The organism is Boseongicola aestuarii, from assembly GCF_900184815.1.
Classification (GTDB): domain Bacteria; phylum Pseudomonadota; class Alphaproteobacteria; order Rhodobacterales; family Rhodobacteraceae; genus Boseongicola; species Boseongicola aestuarii.
Window position 1 is genome coordinate 1 of the sequence record NZ_FXXQ01000012.1, and the last position, 19,382, is coordinate 19,382.

Below are 19,382 nucleotides of genomic sequence, written 5' to 3' on the forward strand. Positions count from 1 at the left end.
CCCCTCTGACCGGCCTCAGGTAAACTATTTCTCTTCACCAAGAGCCATGTGCACAGCGCGATCTCTGCAACTGCCATTGTCAACATTATTAATACCAGGAAGTGCTCGGGAAATTCGATATCTATGAAGAAGATCGAATATGTGAGGGAGGCAACTATCAACAAAACGCCAAGGAATCTTGGGATATATCCCGACACGAAGACCACATAGCCTAGTAGAAATATATGGGATGCAAAGAAAATATAGCCGACGCCCTTTATGGCGGCATAGCCGTAAGCGTCGATCGTTTGAAAAAGCAGCGCGAGAACTCCAACCATCAATACGACTGCGTATAGCAACCGGAGCGCACCAGTCAGCGCCGCAAGCTTCCTATTCACAGGATTGAGAACAATATAGAGACCAATTCCGATAATGGAGTCGATCACGAGCACAACTAAGTAACCGATCGAGGCGAAAACGAGTACCGTGGGATTTGCCTTAATGTCCCGTGCCAATGCAGACGTGTCTCCGGGCACAACGAAATTGGCAAGTAGAAAGTCATCGACCAGTGTTACAATCAAAACCGATGCTAAGAATGCGATACCAACAACCGTCGCCGCTATTTTAGCGGAAATCGCAGTGGTGAGGCTTTTTGAAACTTGCCGTCCCATTCAAACGTTACGCTCCTAACAGTATCGTTTCGAAATAATAGCGATCTTCCATTTCGCAGGGTTGATTTCTGTCAGATCTGGCGACTGGCGACTGGCGACTGGCGACTGGCGACTGGCGAAAATGTTTGCTTGGTCAGAAGTTCCGCAAAGGCAATCGCTCTCTGGCGTCGGCTTTGGGCTCGAAGCCGCCGTTCGCTGCACTTTGCACCAATGTCCGCTCTGGGCTGGAGCCCACGTCACTTGAGGTCCAAAATCGGGACCGCTTTTAGGACCACAATCTTTAAATGGGCCTCTCGCAAGTATCTATTTTTGAATGATAAATCTGAAGAGTAGATTGCCTCTCCTGGGCACCATTTATTCCCCTAAAAATCTGATACATACGACCACCGTGCAATTTGTGGCCATCTTGCCACGTCCGGCGTCCAGCTGAAGGAATGCCACGCTTTTGGCAGATTTCCCTGGCATCACACGCGGCAGACCGCACGCAAAATGATGAACCGGAGAACCGTCGATGCTTGGAAAACTATTTGGCCGCAATGGTGGTGCAAAGCCGAAAAAGGATGTCGCGATCATCCATCAGTCCGTTCCGGATGAGGTCTTGAACATCCAGCCCGAGCACCCCGAGACGCTGGATACGTCATGGATGGACAGCACAAACATCGTCGATAAGCCCGCGTCCGCAAAAACGCGAACTCCGTCCGCTGCTGCGGTGCAGCCACCAAGCCCCCCTGCCCAGATTCAAATGCCGCCCGCCGCACCCAGCGCATTTGCCAACCCCAAAGCGGCGACCGGCGTGCGCTGTCCCCATGGTTGGCTGGTTGTGGTTGAAGGCCCCGGCGTGGGCGAGTGGTTCGTTCTGGAAGGCGGTGTGTCGCAAATTGGTCAGGATGCGGATCAGACGATCCCGCTGACCTTTGGCGATACCTCCATCGCGCCCAAGTGCCATGCCCAACTTCAACTGGAGCTGACCGCCGGCGGCCTAGATATCCTCGACCAGGACGACGCCGGGCAGTGATTTCAACGCGCCCTTGATCTGCGGCGAAACGGGCCATCCGTCGCCGATAGATACAGTAACGTCTTGCAGAGCGCCCGGCAGCGGCACCGCAAGAGCCGTCAGGCAAACCTCGCCGCGTGTGCGGATCGATTGATCAACCTTGAAGCGTTCCAGCACGGATTGCACCATCTGCACCGCGCCTTCGTCGTCGATCATCACATTCAGTCCGGCCGTCGCAGCATCAACGATCCCGTCAATCGGCGCGACCGAGCGGGCAATGGGATCAAACTGGCCCTCGTTGAACCGGGCTTCCAGCGTCATCACGACCTGCGTGGTTTGCTCGAACACTTTGCGCACGGTCTCGAAGTCGTCGGGGAACAAAGCCATGCCCGAGACCTGACCCGTCGGATCGGAGATGTTCATGCGGAAAAAGCGGGTACCACGACCGGATTTGCGTTCCTGCAAGGCGGTCACCACAACGCCGACCCGCGCAATCGCGGCGCCATCCGCTTCGGCCTTAACCTGCAAGTCCGCGAGGTTCATCAGGCCTTTGCGCTTCAAGGCGGGCGCATAATCATCAAGCGGATGCCCGGAAAGATAGAACCCGATCGCAGTCTGTTCCTGATCCAGCCGCTCATTCGGCAACCAGTCTTCAACCGGTGACAGACGCGGTTCCGGCAAGTCGTCGCCCGCCTCTCCGAACAGGGATACCTGCGCACTGGCGCGCTGCTCGTGGATCGCAGCAGAATACGCGGTCAGGCCGTCCAATGACTGAAATATCCGCCGCCGGTTCGGATCAAGCTGATCGAACGCCCCGGCGCGCGCCAACATCTCCATGGGGCGCTTTCCGACCCGCTTCAGATCGACCCGCCTCGCCAGATCGAAGACATTCACGAACGGCTTGTCTCCGCGCGCCTCGACAATCAGTTTCATCGCCTCGACACCCACGTTCTTCAGCGCGCCAAGGGCATAAACCAGCTTTTGATCTCTGACCGAGAACACGGCCTCGGATCGGTTCACACAGGGTGGCACAATCTCGATTTCCAGCCCGCGCCGCACTTCGTTCGCGTAAACATCCAGCTTCTCGGTCAGGTGCAAATCGCAGTTCATCACACCGGCCATGAATTCGACCGGGTGGTTCGCCTTCAGCCACGCCGTTTGATAGCTGACGACCGCATAGGCAGCAGCGTGTGACTTGTTGAAACCATAGTTCGCGAACTTGTCGAGAAGGTTCCAGACCTCCATAGCTTTCTTCTTGTCGACGCCGTTCTTCGCAGCACCTTCCAGAAATTTCGGACGTTCGGCGTCCATTGCCTCCTGAATTTTCTTACCCATCGCACGGCGCAAAAGGTCAGCACCGCCCAGCGAGTATCCCGCCATTTCCTGCGCGATCTGCATCACCTGTTCCTGATAGACGATGATGCCTTGGGTCTCGTCCAGAATATGGTCAATCGACGGGTGCAAACGCTCGCGCTCGGCACGCGCGTTCTTCACGTCGCAATACTGCGGGATGTTCTCCATCGGTCCCGGACGATACAGCGCGACCAGCGCCACAATGTCCTCGATACAGGTCGGGCGCATCCGCCGAAGTGCATCCATCATGCCCGAGCTTTCCACCTGAAACACCGCGACCGTGCGGGCCTTGGCATAGAGCTCATAGCTTTTCTCGTCATCCAGCGGGATCAGCCCGATATCGTTCTCGGTGCCTGGGTCCGGTTCGTAAAGCCTGGTCCCGTCCGCGGCCACGTCCAGCGACCGACCGCTCGCCAAGATCTGATCAATCGCGTTCTGAATGACCGTCAGCGTTTTCAGGCCCAGAAAGTCGAATTTTACCAACCCGGCTTGCTCGACCCACTTCATATTGAACTGCGTAGCCGGCATTTCGGACCGTGGATCGCGATATAAGGGCACCAGTTTGTCCAAAGGCCGGTCGCCAATCACCACGCCCGCCGCGTGGGTCGAAGCGTTCCTGAGCAGCCCCTCGACCTGTTGACCGTAGTCCAACAGTCGCGCCACAACCTCTTCGGCCTTCGCCTCTTCCCGAAGGCGCGGTTCATCCGCCAATGCCTTCTCGATCGAGACGGGTTTCACGCCCTCAACCGGGATCAGCTTCGACAGGCGATCGACCTGCCCATAGGGCATCTGCAAGACCCGACCCACATCGCGCACGGCGGCCTTCGATAACAAGGCACCAAAGGTGATGATCTGCCCCACTTTATCGCGCCCGTACTTCTCCTGAACATAGCGGATCACCTCTTCGCGGCGATCCATACAGAAATCGATGTCGAAATCTGGCATCGAGACGCGTTCGGGGTTCAAAAACCGCTCGAACAGCAGGGAATAGCGCAAGGGATCAAGGTCGGTGATTGTCAGTGCATAGGCCACCAATGAACCCGCACCCGAGCCACGCCCTGGTCCCACAGGAATGTGGTGGTCTTTGGCCCACTTGATGAAGTCCGCAACGATCAGGAAGTAACCGGGGAACCCCATCCCCTCGATGATCCCAAGCTCGAACTCCAGCCGCTTTTCATATTCCTCGACCGGCGCAACGGCTTCGATAACCGCAAGCCGATTCTTCAGCCCCTCGAATGACTGACGTCGCAATTCTTCGATTTCGTCGTCGGCGAACTTCGGCAGGATCGGGTCGTGCCGCTCGACAGCAAAGGCACAGCGGCGGGCGATTTCGACCGTGTTTTCCAGAGCCTCCGGCAAATCTGCAAAAAGCGTCGCCATCTCGGCAGGCGTCTTGAAATAGTGCTGTGGTGTCAAACGTCGGCGCGGGGCCTGCTGGTCCACATAGGCCCCTTCAGCGATACAAATCAGCGCGTCATGCGCCTCATACATTTTCTGGTCCGTGAAATAGACGTCATTCGTCGCAACCAGAGGCAGGTCCATTGCATAGGCCATTTCGATCTGCGGCGTTTCGGTCAGCTTTTCGGCCTCAGGCACCTGACCGTTCTCGGTCGGATGCCGCTGCAGTTCCACATACAGCCGATCGCCAAATGTGGCTGCCAGTTGCGTCATCAGTCCTTGCGCTTTTGGCTTCTGCCCTGCCCGCAACAACCGCCCGACCGGACCATCAGGCCCGCCCGTGAGACAAATCAGCCCTTCCGAAAACTCGGCCAATTCGTCCAGAGTAACATGCGGATAATCTGCCTCGCGCAGATACAAAGCCGAATTCAGCTTCATCAGGCATTCATAGCCCGCGCGCGTCTGGGCCAGCAAAACAAGCGGCGCGGGGCGCAGGGGCTTTTCACCGGGAGCGGGCGTCTCATACGCCAGATCTACCTGACAGCCGACAATCGGTTGGATCCCGGCATCAAGCGCGGACACGGAAAACTCCAGTGCCGCGAACATATTGTTCGTATCGGTCACCGCAACGGCAGGCATTCCGGCTTTCTCGCAAAGCCCGGGCAGCTTTTTCAGCCGCATCGCCCCCTCAAGAAGCGAATATTCCGTGTGCAGGCGAAGGTGGATGAATTTCGGATCTGTGCTCATCCGACTACCGTATTTTGCGCGTGCGCAGTGGGAAAGCACCAAGTGCAGATCATCCACAGAAATAAGTTAGCTATATGGCTAAGTATCTTGACTCGCGGCGGCGGCATCCATTACTTAGCCATATGACTAACAATCTTGACACCTTCTTCGGAGCCATGTCCGACCCGACCCGCCGCGCGGTGATTGAGCGCCTCGTTTCTGGCCCCGCAGCCGTTAGCGAGCTGCATGCGCCCCACGACATCGCGCTTCCGACATTCATGCGGCATCTCATGGTGCTTGAAGAAAGCGGCCTTGTACGCAGCGAGAAAAAGGGTCGCGTGCGGACAGTTCATATCGAAGCTGCCCCGCTGGCGGCGGCAGAAAGCTGGCTGCAAAAACAGCGTGCCATGTGGGAAGGGCGTCTGGATCGCCTGAGCCTCCTGGCAGAATCCATCGCGAAAGCCGAGAAAGGATAGATTTATGCCGCTAGATACCACTTCCTTTAATGTCATCCGCACCTTGCCCCTTCCGCCTGACCGGTTGTTTTACGTACTCACCGACGCCAAGCACCGCGAGAAATGGGGCGCGCCAGATGCGGATACCGTCCTCATCGTCGAGAAAGAGGACGTCAGGGTCGGTGGCCAAGACCGCCACCGCTGCGGGCCCAAGGACGCCCCGAAATTCCTCGTAGATACGCGATGGTATGATCTTGCCGCACCCGAGCGCGCTGTCTTCACAGAAACGCTTGTCTTTGCCGGACAGGCCGCAATGACCAGCCTTGTGACATACAGCTTAACCCCAAAAGGCAATGGCACAGAACTTGGTGTAACTGTGGCCGTGTCGTCCTTTACCGGGCCCGAAACTCTTGGAGAAGTGCGTGCCGGCTGGGAAGGTGGCCTCGTAAATCTTGAACGGCATGTCAACGGGCTGGACCAATGATCCACTTTGATCCCGAACGCGATCTTCGCATCGAGCAATTCATCAAGGCCTCGCCCGAAACCATATGGCGTTGCTGGCAGGAACCGGACCCCTTCAAGCAATGGTTCACTCCGCCCGGCGTCGAAGTGACTGACGTCGTGAATGACGTACGCTCGGGTGGTCGCGCCTATGTCGTGATGAAGCTTCCCGATGGCACACTCATGCCGAATGAAGGCTGTTTCCTCCACGCTGAATACCCGACGCTTCTGGTTTATGGCGATGCAGTAACGGCCGATTGGCGGCCCGGAAATGCACCCTTCATGACAGCGATCGTCGAATTGATCGCTCAAAACGAAGGCACACTTTATCGTGCCACCGTCCTCCACAACGATGCCGCAACCCGCAAAAAGCACGAAAGTTTCGGATTTCATGACGGCTGGGGCACGACTTTGAAGCAATTGGCTGATCTGGCGAAGGCCCTGTAATCTACTGTTTTAAATGAGTTATCCAGCATCCTCAAAAATATCCGAAGACACTTTCAGAGATCGGGCGCGCGTATTTTCTTGCTAAAAGCCACCTTGACCGCTCACTCTAATTGCACAGACTGAAGGCGCTCGCTCTCTACGCCGCATCGACAGCGCGCACTGGCCTTTTGATCTTCGGGTAACGCGGCAGGATTTCATATGACGATCAGGTTTTCTCTAAACGGGGAAACGGTAGAGGTGGATGTTCCGCCAACCACGACGTTGCTCGACTGGCTGCGCGAGGACCGCGCATTGACCGGAACCAAGGAAGGTTGCAACGAAGGCGACTGTGGCGCTTGCACCGTCATGGTTACCGGAGACGATGGCGCGCGTGCGCTCAACGCCTGCATCCTGTTCATGCCTCAGCTACACGGTAAAGCGGTTCGGACGGTCGAAGGGATCGCAGGGCCAGGCGGGGCGCTTCATCCGGTTCAGCAAGCTATGATCGAGAAACACGGCAGCCAGTGCGGGTTTTGCACACCGGGTTTCGTGGTCTCTATGGCGGTTGGTCATATGCGTGGTCGCAAAGACCACGACGATGTTCTTGCGGGCAACCTTTGCCGTTGCACGGGATATGCGCCAATTGTTCGTGCGGCCGAAGCCGCAAGCACTTTTCCAGTCCCCGACTGGGTACAAGATACGCCGCTCGACGTTGCGCCACTTGGCTTTGCCCCTGAAACATCCGACCAACTTGCGGAATGGTATCAAAAGCACCCGAATGGTACGTTGATCGCCGGAGCTACAGACGTGGGTCTGTGGGTCACCAAACAGCTACGCGAACTTGAAGACGTCGCCTTCCTGAACCGTTGTCGCGATCTTCAGCAGATTGAAGAGCAGGAAGACAAAATCAGAATTGGCGCCGCTGTGACGATGGCCGATCTGGCAATTGTCATAAAAAAACTTCATCCGTCCTATGCGGAACTGATCCGCCGCTATGGCTCGGAACAGGTTCGCCAGGCTGCGACCATCGGCGGGAACGTCGCCAACGGTTCCCCTATCGGGGACAATCCGCCAGCCCTGATTGCGTTAGGGGCAACTCTGGATTTGCGACACGGAGAGACGCGCCGGACGTTGCTGGTCGAGGATTTCTTTCTTGAGTACGGCAAACAAGATCGCAAACCCGGCGAATTCGTCGAGGCCATAACGATCCCGAATTCCGCGCCGGATTTGCGGTGCTACAAGATTTCCAAACGCTTCGATCAGGATATCTCGGCGGTTTGCGGGTGCTTCAACATTAGAATTGAAGACGGAAGGGTGGCGTCGGCCAAGATCGCCTTCGGGGGCATGGCTGGCATCCCGAAACGGGCGTCGCATGTGGAGGCGGCCTTGCAGGGCCAGACATGGTCTGAAGAGACTATTTCAGCCGTATTACCTCAGTTTTGTGATGATTTCACTCCGCTTAGCGATATGCGCGCCAGTGCGGATTATCGCCTGAAAGCAGCCCGGAATCTGTTGGTGAGATACTTCCACGAGATGTCCGGAAACAGCGTTTCCGTGCTGGAGGTGAGCGCATGAGTGTCTCTAAACCGCTCCCACATGATGCTGCGGCTCTGCATGTCACAGGACAGGCACGATACGTCGATGACATACCGCTTCCCAAAGGGGCCTTGCATCTGGCATTCGGTGTTTCAGACGTGGCCCATGGGCACCTCAGGTCAATCGACCTTGCAGCCGTTCTTGCAGCCCCGGACGTGGTGGCTGTACTGACCGCGAAGGACCTTCCCTTCCACAACGACGTGTCGCCATCTCCAAGTCCCGAGCCGCTTCTGGCCGTGGATAAGGTGCACTTTGTTGGGCAGCCCGTGTTTCTTGTTGTTGCGAAGAGCCATCTGGCGGCGCGCAAGGCCACCAGGCTGGGGAAGATTGAGATAGATACGCTGCCAGCCATTCTGACGATCAACGATGCGCTTGTCGCCAAGTCCCATTTTGAGGACGGCCCGCGCATTTATGAGAAAGGCAGCGCCAACGACGCAATCGAGGCGGCCGAGCACATGCTTGAAGGCTCTATCGATATCGGCGGTCAGGAGCATTTCTACCTCGAGGGTCAGGCAGCCGCTGCCTTGCCGCAGGAGGGGGGTGATTTGGTCGTTTACTCCTCGACGCAGCATCCCACGGAAATTCAGCACAAGGTTGCCGAAGCCTTGGGCAAGCCCATGAACGCAGTGCGCTGCGAAATCCGTAGGATGGGAGGCGGATTCGGCGGAAAAGAAAGCCAGGGCAATCACCTGGCCGTGTCCTGCGCCGTTGCGGCGTCGATCACGGGCAAACCCTGTACGATGCGCTATGACCGCGATGACGATATGATGATCACCGGAAAACGGCATGATTTCCGGATCGATTATCGCGTCGGCCACGACGCAGAGGGCCGCATTTCTGGCATTGCTTTCCTGCAGCTCTGTCGATGTGGTTGGTCGATGGACCTGTCTCTGCCGGTTGCAGATCGTGCGATGCTGCACGCCGACAACGCATATAACATCCCGAATATGCGGATTGAGTCGCATCGACTCAAGACGAACACCCAATCCGCCACTGCGTTCAGGGGCTTTGGCGGCCCGCAGGGCATGGTCGGTATCGAACGCGTTTTGGATCATGTCGCGCATGCGGTCGGTCGTGATCCTCTGGAAGTGCGCCGGTTGAATTATTATCGCCCTTCTGGCGATGCCTCCGGCGGGGATATTTCAGCCAAAAAGAAAGTGCAGACGACGCCCTATCACATGCCCGTCGAGGATTTTATTCTGCACGAGTTGACCGACGCCTTGATCAAAAACAGTGGCTATTACGGACGAAAAGAGGCGGTTTCTGAGTGGAACGCGAAGAATGCGATCCTGAAGAAGGGCATTGCGTTCACACCTGTCAAGTTCGGGATCAGCTTTACGCTGACACATCTAAACCAGGCCGGGGCATTGGTGCACGTCTATCAGGACGGCTCGATTCACATGAACCACGGCGGCACCGAAATGGGGCAAGGTTTGTTCCAGAAGGTTGCGCAGGTTGCGGCGTCGCGTTTCGGGGTGGATGTCTCAAAGGTGAAGATCACCGCGACGGATACCGGGAAGGTCCCGAATACCTCGGCGACAGCGGCCTCATCCGGGTCTGATCTGAACGGTATGGCCGTCAAGGCAGCGTGCGACACCATTCGCGATCGGTTGGCTGAATTCGTTGCACGGCGCGCTCAGGCAGATATTGCGACGGTCCGGTTCGAGGACGGTATGGTCACTGTTGCAGGTGAGAGTTTGCCATTCGAGGCCGTCGTGTCCGACGCCTACATGAACCGCATCAGCCTGTCTGCCACCGGGTTTTACAAGACGCCCAAGATCGTTTGGGATCGAATCAAGGGAGAGGGGCGCCCTTTCTTTTATTTTGCTTACGGCGCGGCAGTTACCGAAGTGGTTTTAGACACTCTTACAGGGGAAAACCGCATTTTGCGGACCGATATTCTGCATGATGCAGGCGCGTCTTTGAATCCTGCGCTGGATATTGGTCAGGTCGAAGGCGGCTATGTTCAGGGGGCTGGCTGGCTGACCACGGAAGAACTGGTCTGGGACGACAAGGGCAATCTGCGCACCCATGCGCCGTCCACCTACAAGATCCCAGCGTGTTCGGATCGCCCTGATATTTTCAATGTCGCGCTTTGGGATGGCGCAAATCGCGAAGACACGATCTATCGCTCGAAAGCGGTTGGCGAGCCACCGCTGATGCTTGGGATTTCGGCGTTTCTTGCGTTGTCCGATGCTGTTTCGGCATGTGGTGAGGGTTATCCCGATCTTGAGGCGCCAGCGACGGCTGAACACGTTCTGGAAGCTATCGAAAGGGTGCGGGCATGACGTTTTCCCCGGCCGACATTCGTCGCCTTGCCCCGGTCGCACGGGTGGTCGTTGCCGAGACCAAAGGCTCGGTCCCGCGCGAGGTCGGAGCCTCCATGCTGGTGACCGCAGAAACCTTGGAAGGCACCATCGGTGGCGGCGCTTTGGAGTTTGAAGCGATCAAATCCGCGCGTGCGGCGCTCATTGCCGGAACTGATCGGTTCGAGAGAAAACCGCTTGGCCCGTCTCTTGGTCAATGCTGTGGTGGCGCGGTATCTCTGTTGACTGAAATTTGGAATGAAAGACGCCTTGATGCCCTTGTTAGTGACGTAATTGCACGGCCATTGCCAGGAAGAGCCACTGAACAGCCCTTGGCGGTAAAGCGCGTATTGGCCCATCACCGCTCCAAGGGGATGATGCCGGAACCCGGGATTTTTTCCGGCTGGATGATCGAACCGGTGACACATCCCCGCCGGTCGATCTGGGTCTGGGGCGCTGGGCATGTGGGGCGCGCAATCGTGTCGGTTCTGGCGCCACTTCCTGAGCTTGAAGTGGTCTGGATAGACACCACGCGTGGGCGGTTTCCGACCGATATTCCGAAGAGTGCCAGAACTCTGATCGCGGAAGACCCGGCGCGCCTTGTGCCACATGCGCCAGCGCACGCCGAGCATCTGGTCCTGACCTTCTCGCATGCGCTGGACATGGAGCTTTGCCATGCCGTCCTGTCGCAGGGATTCGGTCATCTCGGGCTGATCGGCTCCGCGACCAAACGCGCGCGGTTTCGGTCCCGGCTTTCAGCGTTGGGACATACATCTGCACAAATTGACCGCATGGAATGCCCTATTGGTGATCCTGCGCTTGGAAAACACCCCCAGGCAATCGCTTTGGGGGTGGCCGCGGCCATACTGAAATCACATCGCGAGGGGACAGAAATGTTGGGTGAACGCGCGTGACGGCTTTGCTGTCCGTTCAGGGTCTACGCAAGGCCTATCCGGGCGTCGTCGCAAATGACGACGTGTCCTTTACTGTCGGAAAAGGCGAGGTCCATGCGCTTCTTGGCGAAAATGGCGCCGGAAAATCGACGCTTGTGAAGATGGTCTATGGGTTGGTCAAACCTGACGAGGGGCAGATGGTCTTCAAAGGCGACCCCTACACGCCCGGAAGTCCGCACGAGGCGCGGTCGACCGGAATCGCGATGGTGTTTCAACACTTCTCGCTGTTCGAAGCTTTGGACGTTGCTGAAAACGTCGCCCTTGGTATGGAAAACCCGCCACCGATGCGCGAGTTGGCCGCAAGCATCCGGGAAGTTTCGGAAACTTACGGCTTGCCGCTGGATCCTTCGCGTCTGGTGGGCGATCTTTCTGCCGGCGAACGTCAGCGTGTCGAAATCATCCGCTGCCTTTTGCAGGATCCGAAGCTCTTGATAATGGATGAACCGACATCGGTTCTGACCCCGCAAGAGGTCGATATTCTGTTCGAGACCCTGCGCAAGCTTCAAGCCGAGGGCACGTCGATCCTCTATATCAGTCACAAACTTGAGGAAATCCGCGCACTTTGTGACGGCGCAACCATTCTGCGGTTAGGCAAAGTCGTCGGGTCCTGTGATCCCAGAGAGAGATCTGCGCGCGAGTTAGCCGAGATGATGGTGGGGACCGAATTGAAGTCACCCGCCGCGACGCGTCATGAGCTAGGAGATGTGTCTCTAACTCTGAAGAATCTGTCTGTGAAGTCGGCTAATCCTTTTGGAACGTCGCTGAAGAACGTGTCGTTCGACGTGCGTGAAGGTGAGGTACTCGGAATTGGGGGCGTTGCGGGAAATGGTCAGGACGAACTGTTGGGTGCGCTTTCGGGTGAATTGAGAACCGCTCCGGACGCAGTGCAGCTTAAAGGTCAACCAATCGGTCATCTAGGCCCGAACCAGCGGCGCAGTCTTGGCGTGCTTGCGGCGCCGGAAGAGCGTTTGGGCCATGCCGCCGCCCCGGATATGAGCCTTGTGGAAAACGCTGCGCTTTCTGGCTGGGTCCGCATGGACATGGTCCGGAACGGGTTCATTGACTGGACGATGGCACGCAATTTTGCCGAGAAAGTCATTGCCGACTATGACGTCAGGACACCCGGTTCGGCCAACGCGGCCCGCGCGCTTTCCGGCGGCAACCTGCAGAAATTCGTCATCGGGCGAGAGATACTTCAAAAGCCGGATATCCTGGTGGTCAATCAGCCGACCTGGGGCGTGGATGCAAGTGCTGCCGCGTTTATCCGTCAGGCAATTCTCGATCTTGCGGCAGGCGGCGCTGCCGTTGTGTGCATCAGTCAGGATCTTGATGAGTTGATGGAGATCTCCAACCGTTTTGCGGCCCTTAACGAGGGCCGTCTGAGCGAACCACGCCCAGCACGAGGGCTTACCATCGACGAGATTGGCCTCATGATGGGGGGCGCGCACGGCATGGAAGTGGCGCACATCCACGAAGAGGAGGGCGCATTATGATCCGACTCGAAAAACGGCCCACACCGTCACAAACATGGGCATATCTAACGCCTTTGGTTGCTGTTGTCGCTACGATGATCGCGGGCGGCGTTCTGTTTGCCTTCCTTGGCAAAGACCCGATTGTTGCGATCCGCACGATCTTCTGGGACCCGGTCTTTGGTGAGTTTGCGTTCTATTACCGCGGTCAACTCTTGGTCAAAGCCGGTCCCTTGATCCTGATCGCGATCGGCCTGTCGCTTGGCTTCAAAGCAGGTATTTGGAATATCGGCGCGGAAGGCCAGTACATCATGGGCGCGATCTTTGGCGCGGCCGTAGGTCTGGCGTTCTATCCGATGGAAGCGCGCTGGCTGATCTTTCCGCTGATGATTGTCGCAGGAGCTTTAGGCGGCTTCCTCTGGGCGATGATTCCCGGCATCCTGAAGACGCGGTTCAACACGAACGAAATCCTCGTATCCTTGCTGTTGGTCTACGTCGCAGAATCCATTCTGGCGTCGATGTCGCTTGGTTTGTTGCGCAATCCCGAAGGCGCAGGCTTTCCCGGATCGCGCAACCTGAGACAGTATGAAAGTGCTGCGAACAACGAGCTTATTGCAGGTTGGGGTATGCATTGGGGTGTCGTCGCGGCATTCATTGCGGTGATCTTCGCCTATATTCTGCTTAGCCGTCACATCATGGGTTTCAACATTCGCCTAACTGGCGAAAGCCCCCGCGCAGCTCGGTTTGCAGGCGTCAATCCGAACCGTTTGATCCTGTTCTGCCTTGGTCTTTCCGGAGCGCTTGCGGGCTTGGCCGGCATGTTCGAAGTCGCGGGCCCGGCGGGTCAAATCAGCATCGACTTCAACGTCGGCTATGGCTTCACCGCCATTATCGTGGCCTTTCTGGGACGACTACATCCGATCGGTATTCTGCTTGCGGGATTGCTTATGGCGCTGACCTACATCGGTGGCGAGGCGGCACAGGCATCACTTGGCCTTCCTGCGGCAGCGATTCAGGCATTTCAGGGGATGCTGTTGTTCTTCCTTCTGGCTTTCGACGTGCTTACGAACTTCAAAGTCCGCTTCGGACGGGAGGCCACGGTATGAACCAAGGCACAAATACCCCTTTGTCAGGCACTATTCCGGCTTCACCCTCATATTCGACGGAGGCGTTCTAGATGGACCTTTCAATCAATCCGATTCTGCTGGTCGCCTCTCTCATGGTTGCCTCAACCCCGATCCTTTTGGCCGCTATCGGCGAAATGGTCGTCGAAAAAGTGGGTGTTCTGAACCTTGGTGTCGAAGGCATGATGATCGTCGGTGCGATCTGCGGTTTTGCGATTGCCGTCGAAACCGGCTCGCCGGCTGTTGGCTTCGCTGCCGCCGCAATCGGTGGCGCAATCTTGTCGATGCTGTTTGGCTTCCTGACCCAGTATTTGCTGTCCAATCAGGTTGCGACGGGCCTTGCGCTGACGCTCTTCGGGCTAGGGCTCTCGAGTCTCATGGGACAAAGCTATGTCGGCATCAAACCACCGTCGACGCCCAAGCTCGATATCCCCCTGCTTGGCGATATCCCCGTCCTCGGCCCGATGCTCTTCAGTCACGATCTGATGGTTTACGTGTCTTTGGCCATTGTCGCCGGCGTCTGGGGTTTCCTCAAATACACGCGTGGCGGTCTGATCTTGCGCGCGGTCGGGGAAAGCCACGATGCGGCGCACGCACTTGGCTACAACGTGATCCTTGTGCGTCTTGCCGCCATTGGCTTCGGTGGCGCGTGTGCTGGCCTTGGCGGCGCCTATCTGAGCCTTGTGCGCGTGCCGCAGTGGACCGAGGGCATGACCGCAGGCGCGGGTTGGATCGCGCTGGCCATTGTCGTATTCGCCTCCTGGCGCGCGGGCCGTGTTTTACTTGGTGCCTATCTTTTCGGCGGGATCACGGTATTGCAGCTGAACTTGCAAGCCGCAGGTGTGGCAATTCCCGTCGAGCTCTTGTCCATGTCGCCATACCTGATAACCATCCTTGTGCTGGTCATAATCTCGTCCGATCGAAATCGCGCGGCGCTCAATGCGCCGGCATCGCTTGGACGGGCCTTTCACGCCTCAAGCTGAGGCACACTGTAGAGTTAATGGGGAGTTAACTATGAAGAAACGTACATTACTACTGACCGGGGTCGCTGCTGCAGCGATTGCCACGGGGGCCTTCGCTGACGGACACGCTCCGCTGAAGGTTGGCTTTGTCTATGTAGGCCCCGTCGGTGACGGCGGCTGGACCTACGAGCACGACCAAGGTCGTCTCGCGGTTGAAGCGCATTTTGGCGACAAGGTCGAAACCGTGTTTCAGGAAAACGTTCCTGAAGGTGCCGACGCCGAGCGCGCCATGACGCAAATGGCGCTTCAAGGCGCGGACCTGATCTTTACGACGTCCTTTGGTTACATGGACCCGACGATTGCCGTCGCCGCCAAGTTCCCGGATGTGAAGTTCGAGCATGCAACCGGCTACAAGCGTGCCGACAACGTGTCGACCTACTCGGCTCGTTTTTACGAAGGCCGCGCCATCCAGGGTCACATCGCGGGTAAGATGACGAAGACCAACAAGATTGGCTACATTGCATCGTTCCCGATTCCCGAAGTGATCCGGGGCATCAACTCGGCGTATCTTCACGCCAAGAAGGTCAATCCGGACGTCGAGTTCTCGGTCGTTTGGGCCTACACATGGTTCGACCCGGCAAAAGAAGCTGACGCAGCCAAAGCTCTGATCGAAAACGGCGCTGACGTGATCCTGCAGCACACCGACTCCACTGCGCCTCAGGCCGCAGCAGCAGAAGCTGGTGGCGTGATCACTTTCGGTCAGGCCTCGGACATGGGCGAATACGCTCCGCTTCCACGGGTGTCCTCAATCATCGACAACTGGGCACCATACTATATCCAGCGCGTTCAGGCCGTCATGGATGGCACTTGGGAAAGCGTTGACACATGGGACGGCATTGGACCGGGCATGGTCGGTATTGGCGAGATCACCGACGCTGTTCCGGCTGACGTCAAAGCTGAAGCGGAAGCGATGCGCGATGCGATTGCAGCGGGCGAGTATCACCCCTTCACCGGCCCCATCAACAAGCAGGATGGCTCGGTTTGGCTGGCAGACGGTGAAATTGCCAGTGACGGCGATCTGGCCGGGATGAGCTTTTACGTTGAAGGTATGACCGGGGAAATCCCCAACTAAGCGCTCGGCGTTATGTGAAGGAAGGCCGCCTGCGGGCGGCCTTTGATTTTGAGCCTCCGGCGGTGGTATTTGAAAAAGGGTGAATGAGCGATGCTGGCGACAATTTCAGGTAAAAAGGCGTCCCGGTTCAGTTTCGGAACGATGCAGTTCGGGGCAAAGGCAAGTGAGGCCGATAGCGCAGAGATGTACGCGGACTGCCGCGCTGCGGGCATCAACTTCTTTGACACGGCTCATGCCTACACCGAGGGCAATTCAGAACGGATTCTGGGCCAGCTTGCCGCTGACGAACGCGATGACGTGTTCATCGCCACAAAATGCGCCGGCACGGTTGTTGCAAAGCCGGATGTCATCCGCGCCGAATTTGACGAAAGCCGCAAGCGGTTGGGGATGGATGGTGTTGATCTTCTCTATCTGCACCGCTGGGATCCGGAGACACCGCTCGAGGCTACTTACGAAGTCATGGCCGAGTGGGTGAAGGAAGGGTCGGTGCGCTATGTCGGTGTGTCCAACTATTCCGCCTGGCAAGTTATGAAGGCGCGACAATTGGCGCAATCCATGGGGATCGATATACACGTCATTCAGCCGATGTATAATCTGGTAAAACGCCAGGTCGAGGTTGAGATTTTGCCGATGGCCATTTCCGAGGGCTTTGCGGTTTGCCCTTATTCTCCACTCGGGGGCGGGCTTTTGACCGGCAAATACGCCGCCGGACAGGGGGGGCGTCTTGAAGATGACCCGATGTACAACAAACGGTATGGCACGGCTTGGATGTATGAAGCGGCGGAGGGGCTTTCGCGGCTGGCATCGAAGGTTGGTGTCGATCCGGCGACACTTGCGGTGTCTTGGGTTGCGCAGCACAAGGGCGTCTATGGTCCGATCATTTCCGCCCGATCTGCCGCGCAACTGGCCCCGTCTTTGGCGGCGGTCACCTTCGAGATGGATAAGGCCATTTACGATGAGATATCAAGGCTATCGCCCACGCCTCCGCCTGCAACTGACCGTTTGGAAGAGGCTGGTTAGGCCGGCTGGCGACAGGAAACTGGACTGTTCGATTTGAGAGCATCATGGATTTAAATGACCCACACCACGGACCCATCGTCGACTTGATAGCACAGGCGAGACGCGTATCGCGCGGATGGTCAGGCTTGTCGGCCTCTGACAGTGTCATGACTGGTGCCGAGCGCGATGTGCTGGATTTTCTAGTCTTCGAAGGCGCCGCGACCGTTCCGCAGATCGCGCGGAGCCGTGGCGTTTCCCGCCAACATATCCAAAAGCGGGCCGACGCCTTGGTCGAAAAGGGGCTGGCGGAGTTCGTGGAAAACCCCGCCCATAAGTCATCCAGGCTTCTTGAAGCCAGCATCAAGGGCGAGCGCACTCATGCGACCGCGTCTCGGGGTGAGGCGAAGGTTTTGCAGCAGTTGTCGGGCAAGATAAGTCCCAAGGATATCGAAACCGCACGTGCGGTCTTTCGGACGATTGCAAAGGCGGTTGAAGACAGCGAATGACTCGCGTTCTGGTCATTGGCGGAGGGATGGCCGGGGCATCTGCTGCTGCGAAAATTTCATTGGACGCGCAAGTCACCCTTCTCGAAGCGGAGCCCGCACTTGGTTACCACGCAAGCGGGCGGTCCGCCGCGATGTTCGAAGAACATTACGGCACACCGACAACCTGTGAACTGAACCGCGCATCGCGCGCCGAACATGAGGCCCGCGGAGTTCTGAGCCCGCGGGGATTGATGCTTATTGGCAAGGACAGCGATCAGTTGCAGTTCGAAGCCGATTTGACGACGATGGGAATGGAGGAATGCGCGGTGGCAAATGCCTTTGTGCGGGTGCCGATCCTTAGCCCGGACGTCACACGGGCGGCAATCCATGAAGACGCGCATGACATCGATACTGACAAGTTGCTGCAGGGTTTTGCGAGAGACGCGCGGGCGAACGGTGCGCAGGTCCTGACGGGCCAGCGTGTCACGGGAATTTCCAGGGGCACGGTGTGGAAAGTGGCCACCGACAGCCGTGAATTCGAGGCCGATATCCTTGTGAACGCCGCAGGCGCCTGGGCTGACCAGATCGCTGAAATGGCCGGTGTTGCACCGATCGGACTTCAACCAAACCGCCGCTCGATGGCACGCCTGCCCGCGCCCGATGGGCATGATGTTTCCAAGTGGCCGATGCTCTTTGGTCCGGGCGAGAGCTGGTACGCCAAGCCGGATGCCGGAGGTTGGATCGTGTCGCCGGGAGATGAGGACCCGATGGATCCGATGGATGCCTGGCCAGATGACATGGTGCTGGCTGAGGGGCTGGATCGTTATCAGCAGTATGTCACAAGCCCGGTGACACGGCTTGAAACCTCATGGGCGGGACTTCGGACGTTTTCACCGGACCGCAGTCTGGTTATCGGGCATGACCCTGATACTGATGGGTTTTTCTGGTGTGCCGGGCAGGGTGGCTATGGCATTCAAAGCTCACCCGCCGCGTCTTCTTGTCTGGCGGATTTGCTGGCAGGTCGTCGCCCAGTGCTGCGGTCAGAAACCGTGCAAGCCCTGAGCCCGTTGCGATTTCGCTGACGCTTAGGCGTAGTCAGGAATGTATGAGACTCGCTCGCGTATCTTGTAGCGTGGTGCCGGGTAGTCTTTGAATTTCGGACCCAGATCAGGAAAGAGTTTTCTCAGTTCCTCGCGCACGGTGCGGGGGGCTTCCTTAAGGCTTTCGGTCGTTGGCGAAAAGCTTTCAACCGGCAGGCCATTCGCGCAGAGCACCTGATGTTCGTCAAACACGACGTTGTAATAGGTCACTTCGTCGGGAGCGCGATCGACAAAGATGCTGTCATTCAGATCTGAAATATCTCGTGCAGGCACAAGGCAAGCTACGTTGTCAGCCTCATCCTCCAGACGCCATCCGGGAATAAGCAGGCGATGCGCGGGCGCGACCGAAATATCGCGCTGTGGCATCATCGGACCGATTGCCCGGGTGCGCAAGAAAATGGGCGCCAGCGACGGATCAGCGGCAATTTCAGCAGCGGTCACCGTGCGGGTCCAGACCATCCGTACCGGCTGCAATCCATTGTCGCGCGTGACGACAAGATCCCCGACGCGCAGAAACTCGACACGCCTTGGGCCGCAGGGGGTGCGCAAGTTCGCACCGGCACAAAGCCCGGCGACACCGGTCTTGCTTACCTTTTCGGCCTTGGTGATTTTAGCAGCCATCGTCATCAAGACGTTCCTTCCGCAACGCAGATCCTCTTTCCCCCACCCAAGGGTTCAAATGTGACCAGATTAGGGACAGGTCATGTTGAATCCGGGATTGCTGTGAACAATAGCCTGTTATTTGTTTCGCAA

General features: G+C 57.5%; 17 protein-coding genes. 14 read left to right on the forward strand and 3 right to left on the reverse strand.

Translation table 11 applies throughout. From position 1 onward, the window contains the following. Nucleotides 1-650: DUF4386 domain-containing protein (locus BOA8489_RS15685; protein ID WP_093975259.1), on the reverse strand; the 650-nt coding region annotated here is incomplete at its 3' end. A gap of 511 nt (nucleotides 651-1,161) precedes the next feature. On the opposite strand from BOA8489_RS15685, the gene BOA8489_RS15690 reads away from it, so the two are divergent. Next, complete coding sequence (locus tag BOA8489_RS15690; protein WP_093975260.1) at nucleotides 1,162-1,665, forward strand: hypothetical protein; 504 nt, start codon at nucleotides 1,162-1,164, stop codon at nucleotides 1,663-1,665. On the opposite strand, the gene dnaE is transcribed toward BOA8489_RS15690, so the two are convergent. Next, entirely contained in the window at nucleotides 1,630-5,142 is a 3,513-nt protein-coding gene (dnaE, locus tag BOA8489_RS15695) for a DNA polymerase III subunit alpha (RefSeq protein WP_093975261.1), read from the reverse strand. The two genes, BOA8489_RS15690 and dnaE, sit on opposite strands and share 36 nt — an antisense overlap. A 122-nt stretch (nucleotides 5,143-5,264) precedes the next feature. On the opposite strand from dnaE, the gene BOA8489_RS15700 reads away from it, so the two are divergent. From BOA8489_RS15700 to BOA8489_RS15760, 13 genes are all read left to right on the forward strand, one after another. Next, nucleotides 5,265-5,597 carry an ArsR/SmtB family transcription factor gene (locus tag BOA8489_RS15700; protein ID WP_093975262.1) on the forward strand — a complete coding sequence of 111 codons (333 nt, stop codon included), beginning with the start codon at nucleotides 5,265-5,267 and terminating at the stop codon, nucleotides 5,595-5,597. A gap of 4 nt (nucleotides 5,598-5,601) precedes the next feature. Further along, nucleotides 5,602-6,060 carry an SRPBCC domain-containing protein gene (locus tag BOA8489_RS15705; protein WP_093975263.1) on the forward strand — a complete coding sequence of 153 codons (459 nt, stop codon included), beginning with the start codon at nucleotides 5,602-5,604 and terminating at the stop codon, nucleotides 6,058-6,060. After that, nucleotides 6,057-6,524: an SRPBCC domain-containing protein gene (locus BOA8489_RS15710; RefSeq protein WP_093975264.1), complete on the forward strand. Its 468-nt coding sequence runs from the start codon at nucleotides 6,057-6,059 to the stop codon at nucleotides 6,522-6,524. The genes BOA8489_RS15705 and BOA8489_RS15710 overlap by 4 nt, the downstream gene beginning before the upstream one ends. A 198-nt stretch (nucleotides 6,525-6,722) precedes the next feature. Next, nucleotides 6,723-8,078 carry a xanthine dehydrogenase small subunit gene (locus BOA8489_RS15715; protein WP_093975265.1) on the forward strand — a complete coding sequence of 452 codons (1,356 nt, stop codon included), beginning with the start codon at nucleotides 6,723-6,725 and terminating at the stop codon, nucleotides 8,076-8,078. Beyond that, on the forward strand, nucleotides 8,075-10,387 hold the full coding sequence (gene xdhB / locus BOA8489_RS15720; protein ID WP_093975266.1) for a xanthine dehydrogenase molybdopterin binding subunit: 2,313 nt from the start codon (nucleotides 8,075-8,077) through the stop codon (nucleotides 10,385-10,387). Before BOA8489_RS15715 ends, xdhB begins: the two co-directional genes overlap by 4 nt. Further along, nucleotides 10,384-11,319: a xanthine dehydrogenase accessory protein XdhC gene (gene xdhC / locus BOA8489_RS15725; RefSeq protein WP_093975267.1), complete on the forward strand. Its 936-nt coding sequence runs from the start codon at nucleotides 10,384-10,386 to the stop codon at nucleotides 11,317-11,319. Before xdhB ends, xdhC begins: the two co-directional genes overlap by 4 nt. Then, nucleotides 11,316-12,851: an ABC transporter ATP-binding protein gene (locus tag BOA8489_RS15730; protein ID WP_245813907.1), complete on the forward strand. Its 1,536-nt coding sequence runs from the start codon at nucleotides 11,316-11,318 to the stop codon at nucleotides 12,849-12,851. The genes xdhC and BOA8489_RS15730 overlap by 4 nt, the downstream gene beginning before the upstream one ends. Next, nucleotides 12,848-13,933, forward strand: a complete 1,086-nt coding sequence (locus tag BOA8489_RS15735; protein WP_093975268.1) for an ABC transporter permease — start codon at nucleotides 12,848-12,850, stop codon at nucleotides 13,931-13,933. Before BOA8489_RS15730 ends, BOA8489_RS15735 begins: the two co-directional genes overlap by 4 nt. A gap of 71 nt (nucleotides 13,934-14,004) precedes the next feature. Next, nucleotides 14,005-14,934 carry an ABC transporter permease gene (locus BOA8489_RS15740; RefSeq protein WP_093975269.1) on the forward strand — a complete coding sequence of 310 codons (930 nt, stop codon included), beginning with the start codon at nucleotides 14,005-14,007 and terminating at the stop codon, nucleotides 14,932-14,934. Between the two features lie 31 nt (nucleotides 14,935-14,965). Continuing rightward, complete coding sequence (locus BOA8489_RS15745; RefSeq protein ID WP_093975270.1) at nucleotides 14,966-16,045, forward strand: BMP family ABC transporter substrate-binding protein; 1,080 nt, start codon at nucleotides 14,966-14,968, stop codon at nucleotides 16,043-16,045. A 90-nt stretch (nucleotides 16,046-16,135) separates the two neighbouring features. Continuing rightward, nucleotides 16,136-17,065: an aldo/keto reductase gene (locus BOA8489_RS15750; protein ID WP_093975271.1), complete on the forward strand. Its 930-nt coding sequence runs from the start codon at nucleotides 16,136-16,138 to the stop codon at nucleotides 17,063-17,065. A 44-nt stretch (nucleotides 17,066-17,109) separates the two neighbouring features. Continuing rightward, nucleotides 17,110-17,550 (forward strand): MarR family winged helix-turn-helix transcriptional regulator, encoded by a 441-nt coding sequence (locus BOA8489_RS15755; RefSeq protein WP_093975272.1) that lies wholly within the window; start codon nucleotides 17,110-17,112, stop codon nucleotides 17,548-17,550. Next, nucleotides 17,547-18,611 carry an NAD(P)/FAD-dependent oxidoreductase gene (locus BOA8489_RS15760; RefSeq protein WP_093975273.1) on the forward strand — a complete coding sequence of 355 codons (1,065 nt, stop codon included), beginning with the start codon at nucleotides 17,547-17,549 and terminating at the stop codon, nucleotides 18,609-18,611. Before BOA8489_RS15755 ends, BOA8489_RS15760 begins: the two co-directional genes overlap by 4 nt. Nucleotides 18,612-18,614: 3 nt before the next feature. Here BOA8489_RS15760 and BOA8489_RS15765 read toward each other — a convergent pair whose 3' ends face one another. After that, entirely contained in the window at nucleotides 18,615-19,256 is a 642-nt protein-coding gene (locus BOA8489_RS15765; RefSeq protein ID WP_093975274.1) for a Hint domain-containing protein, read from the reverse strand. Nucleotides 19,257-19,382: the final 126 nt, after the last annotated feature.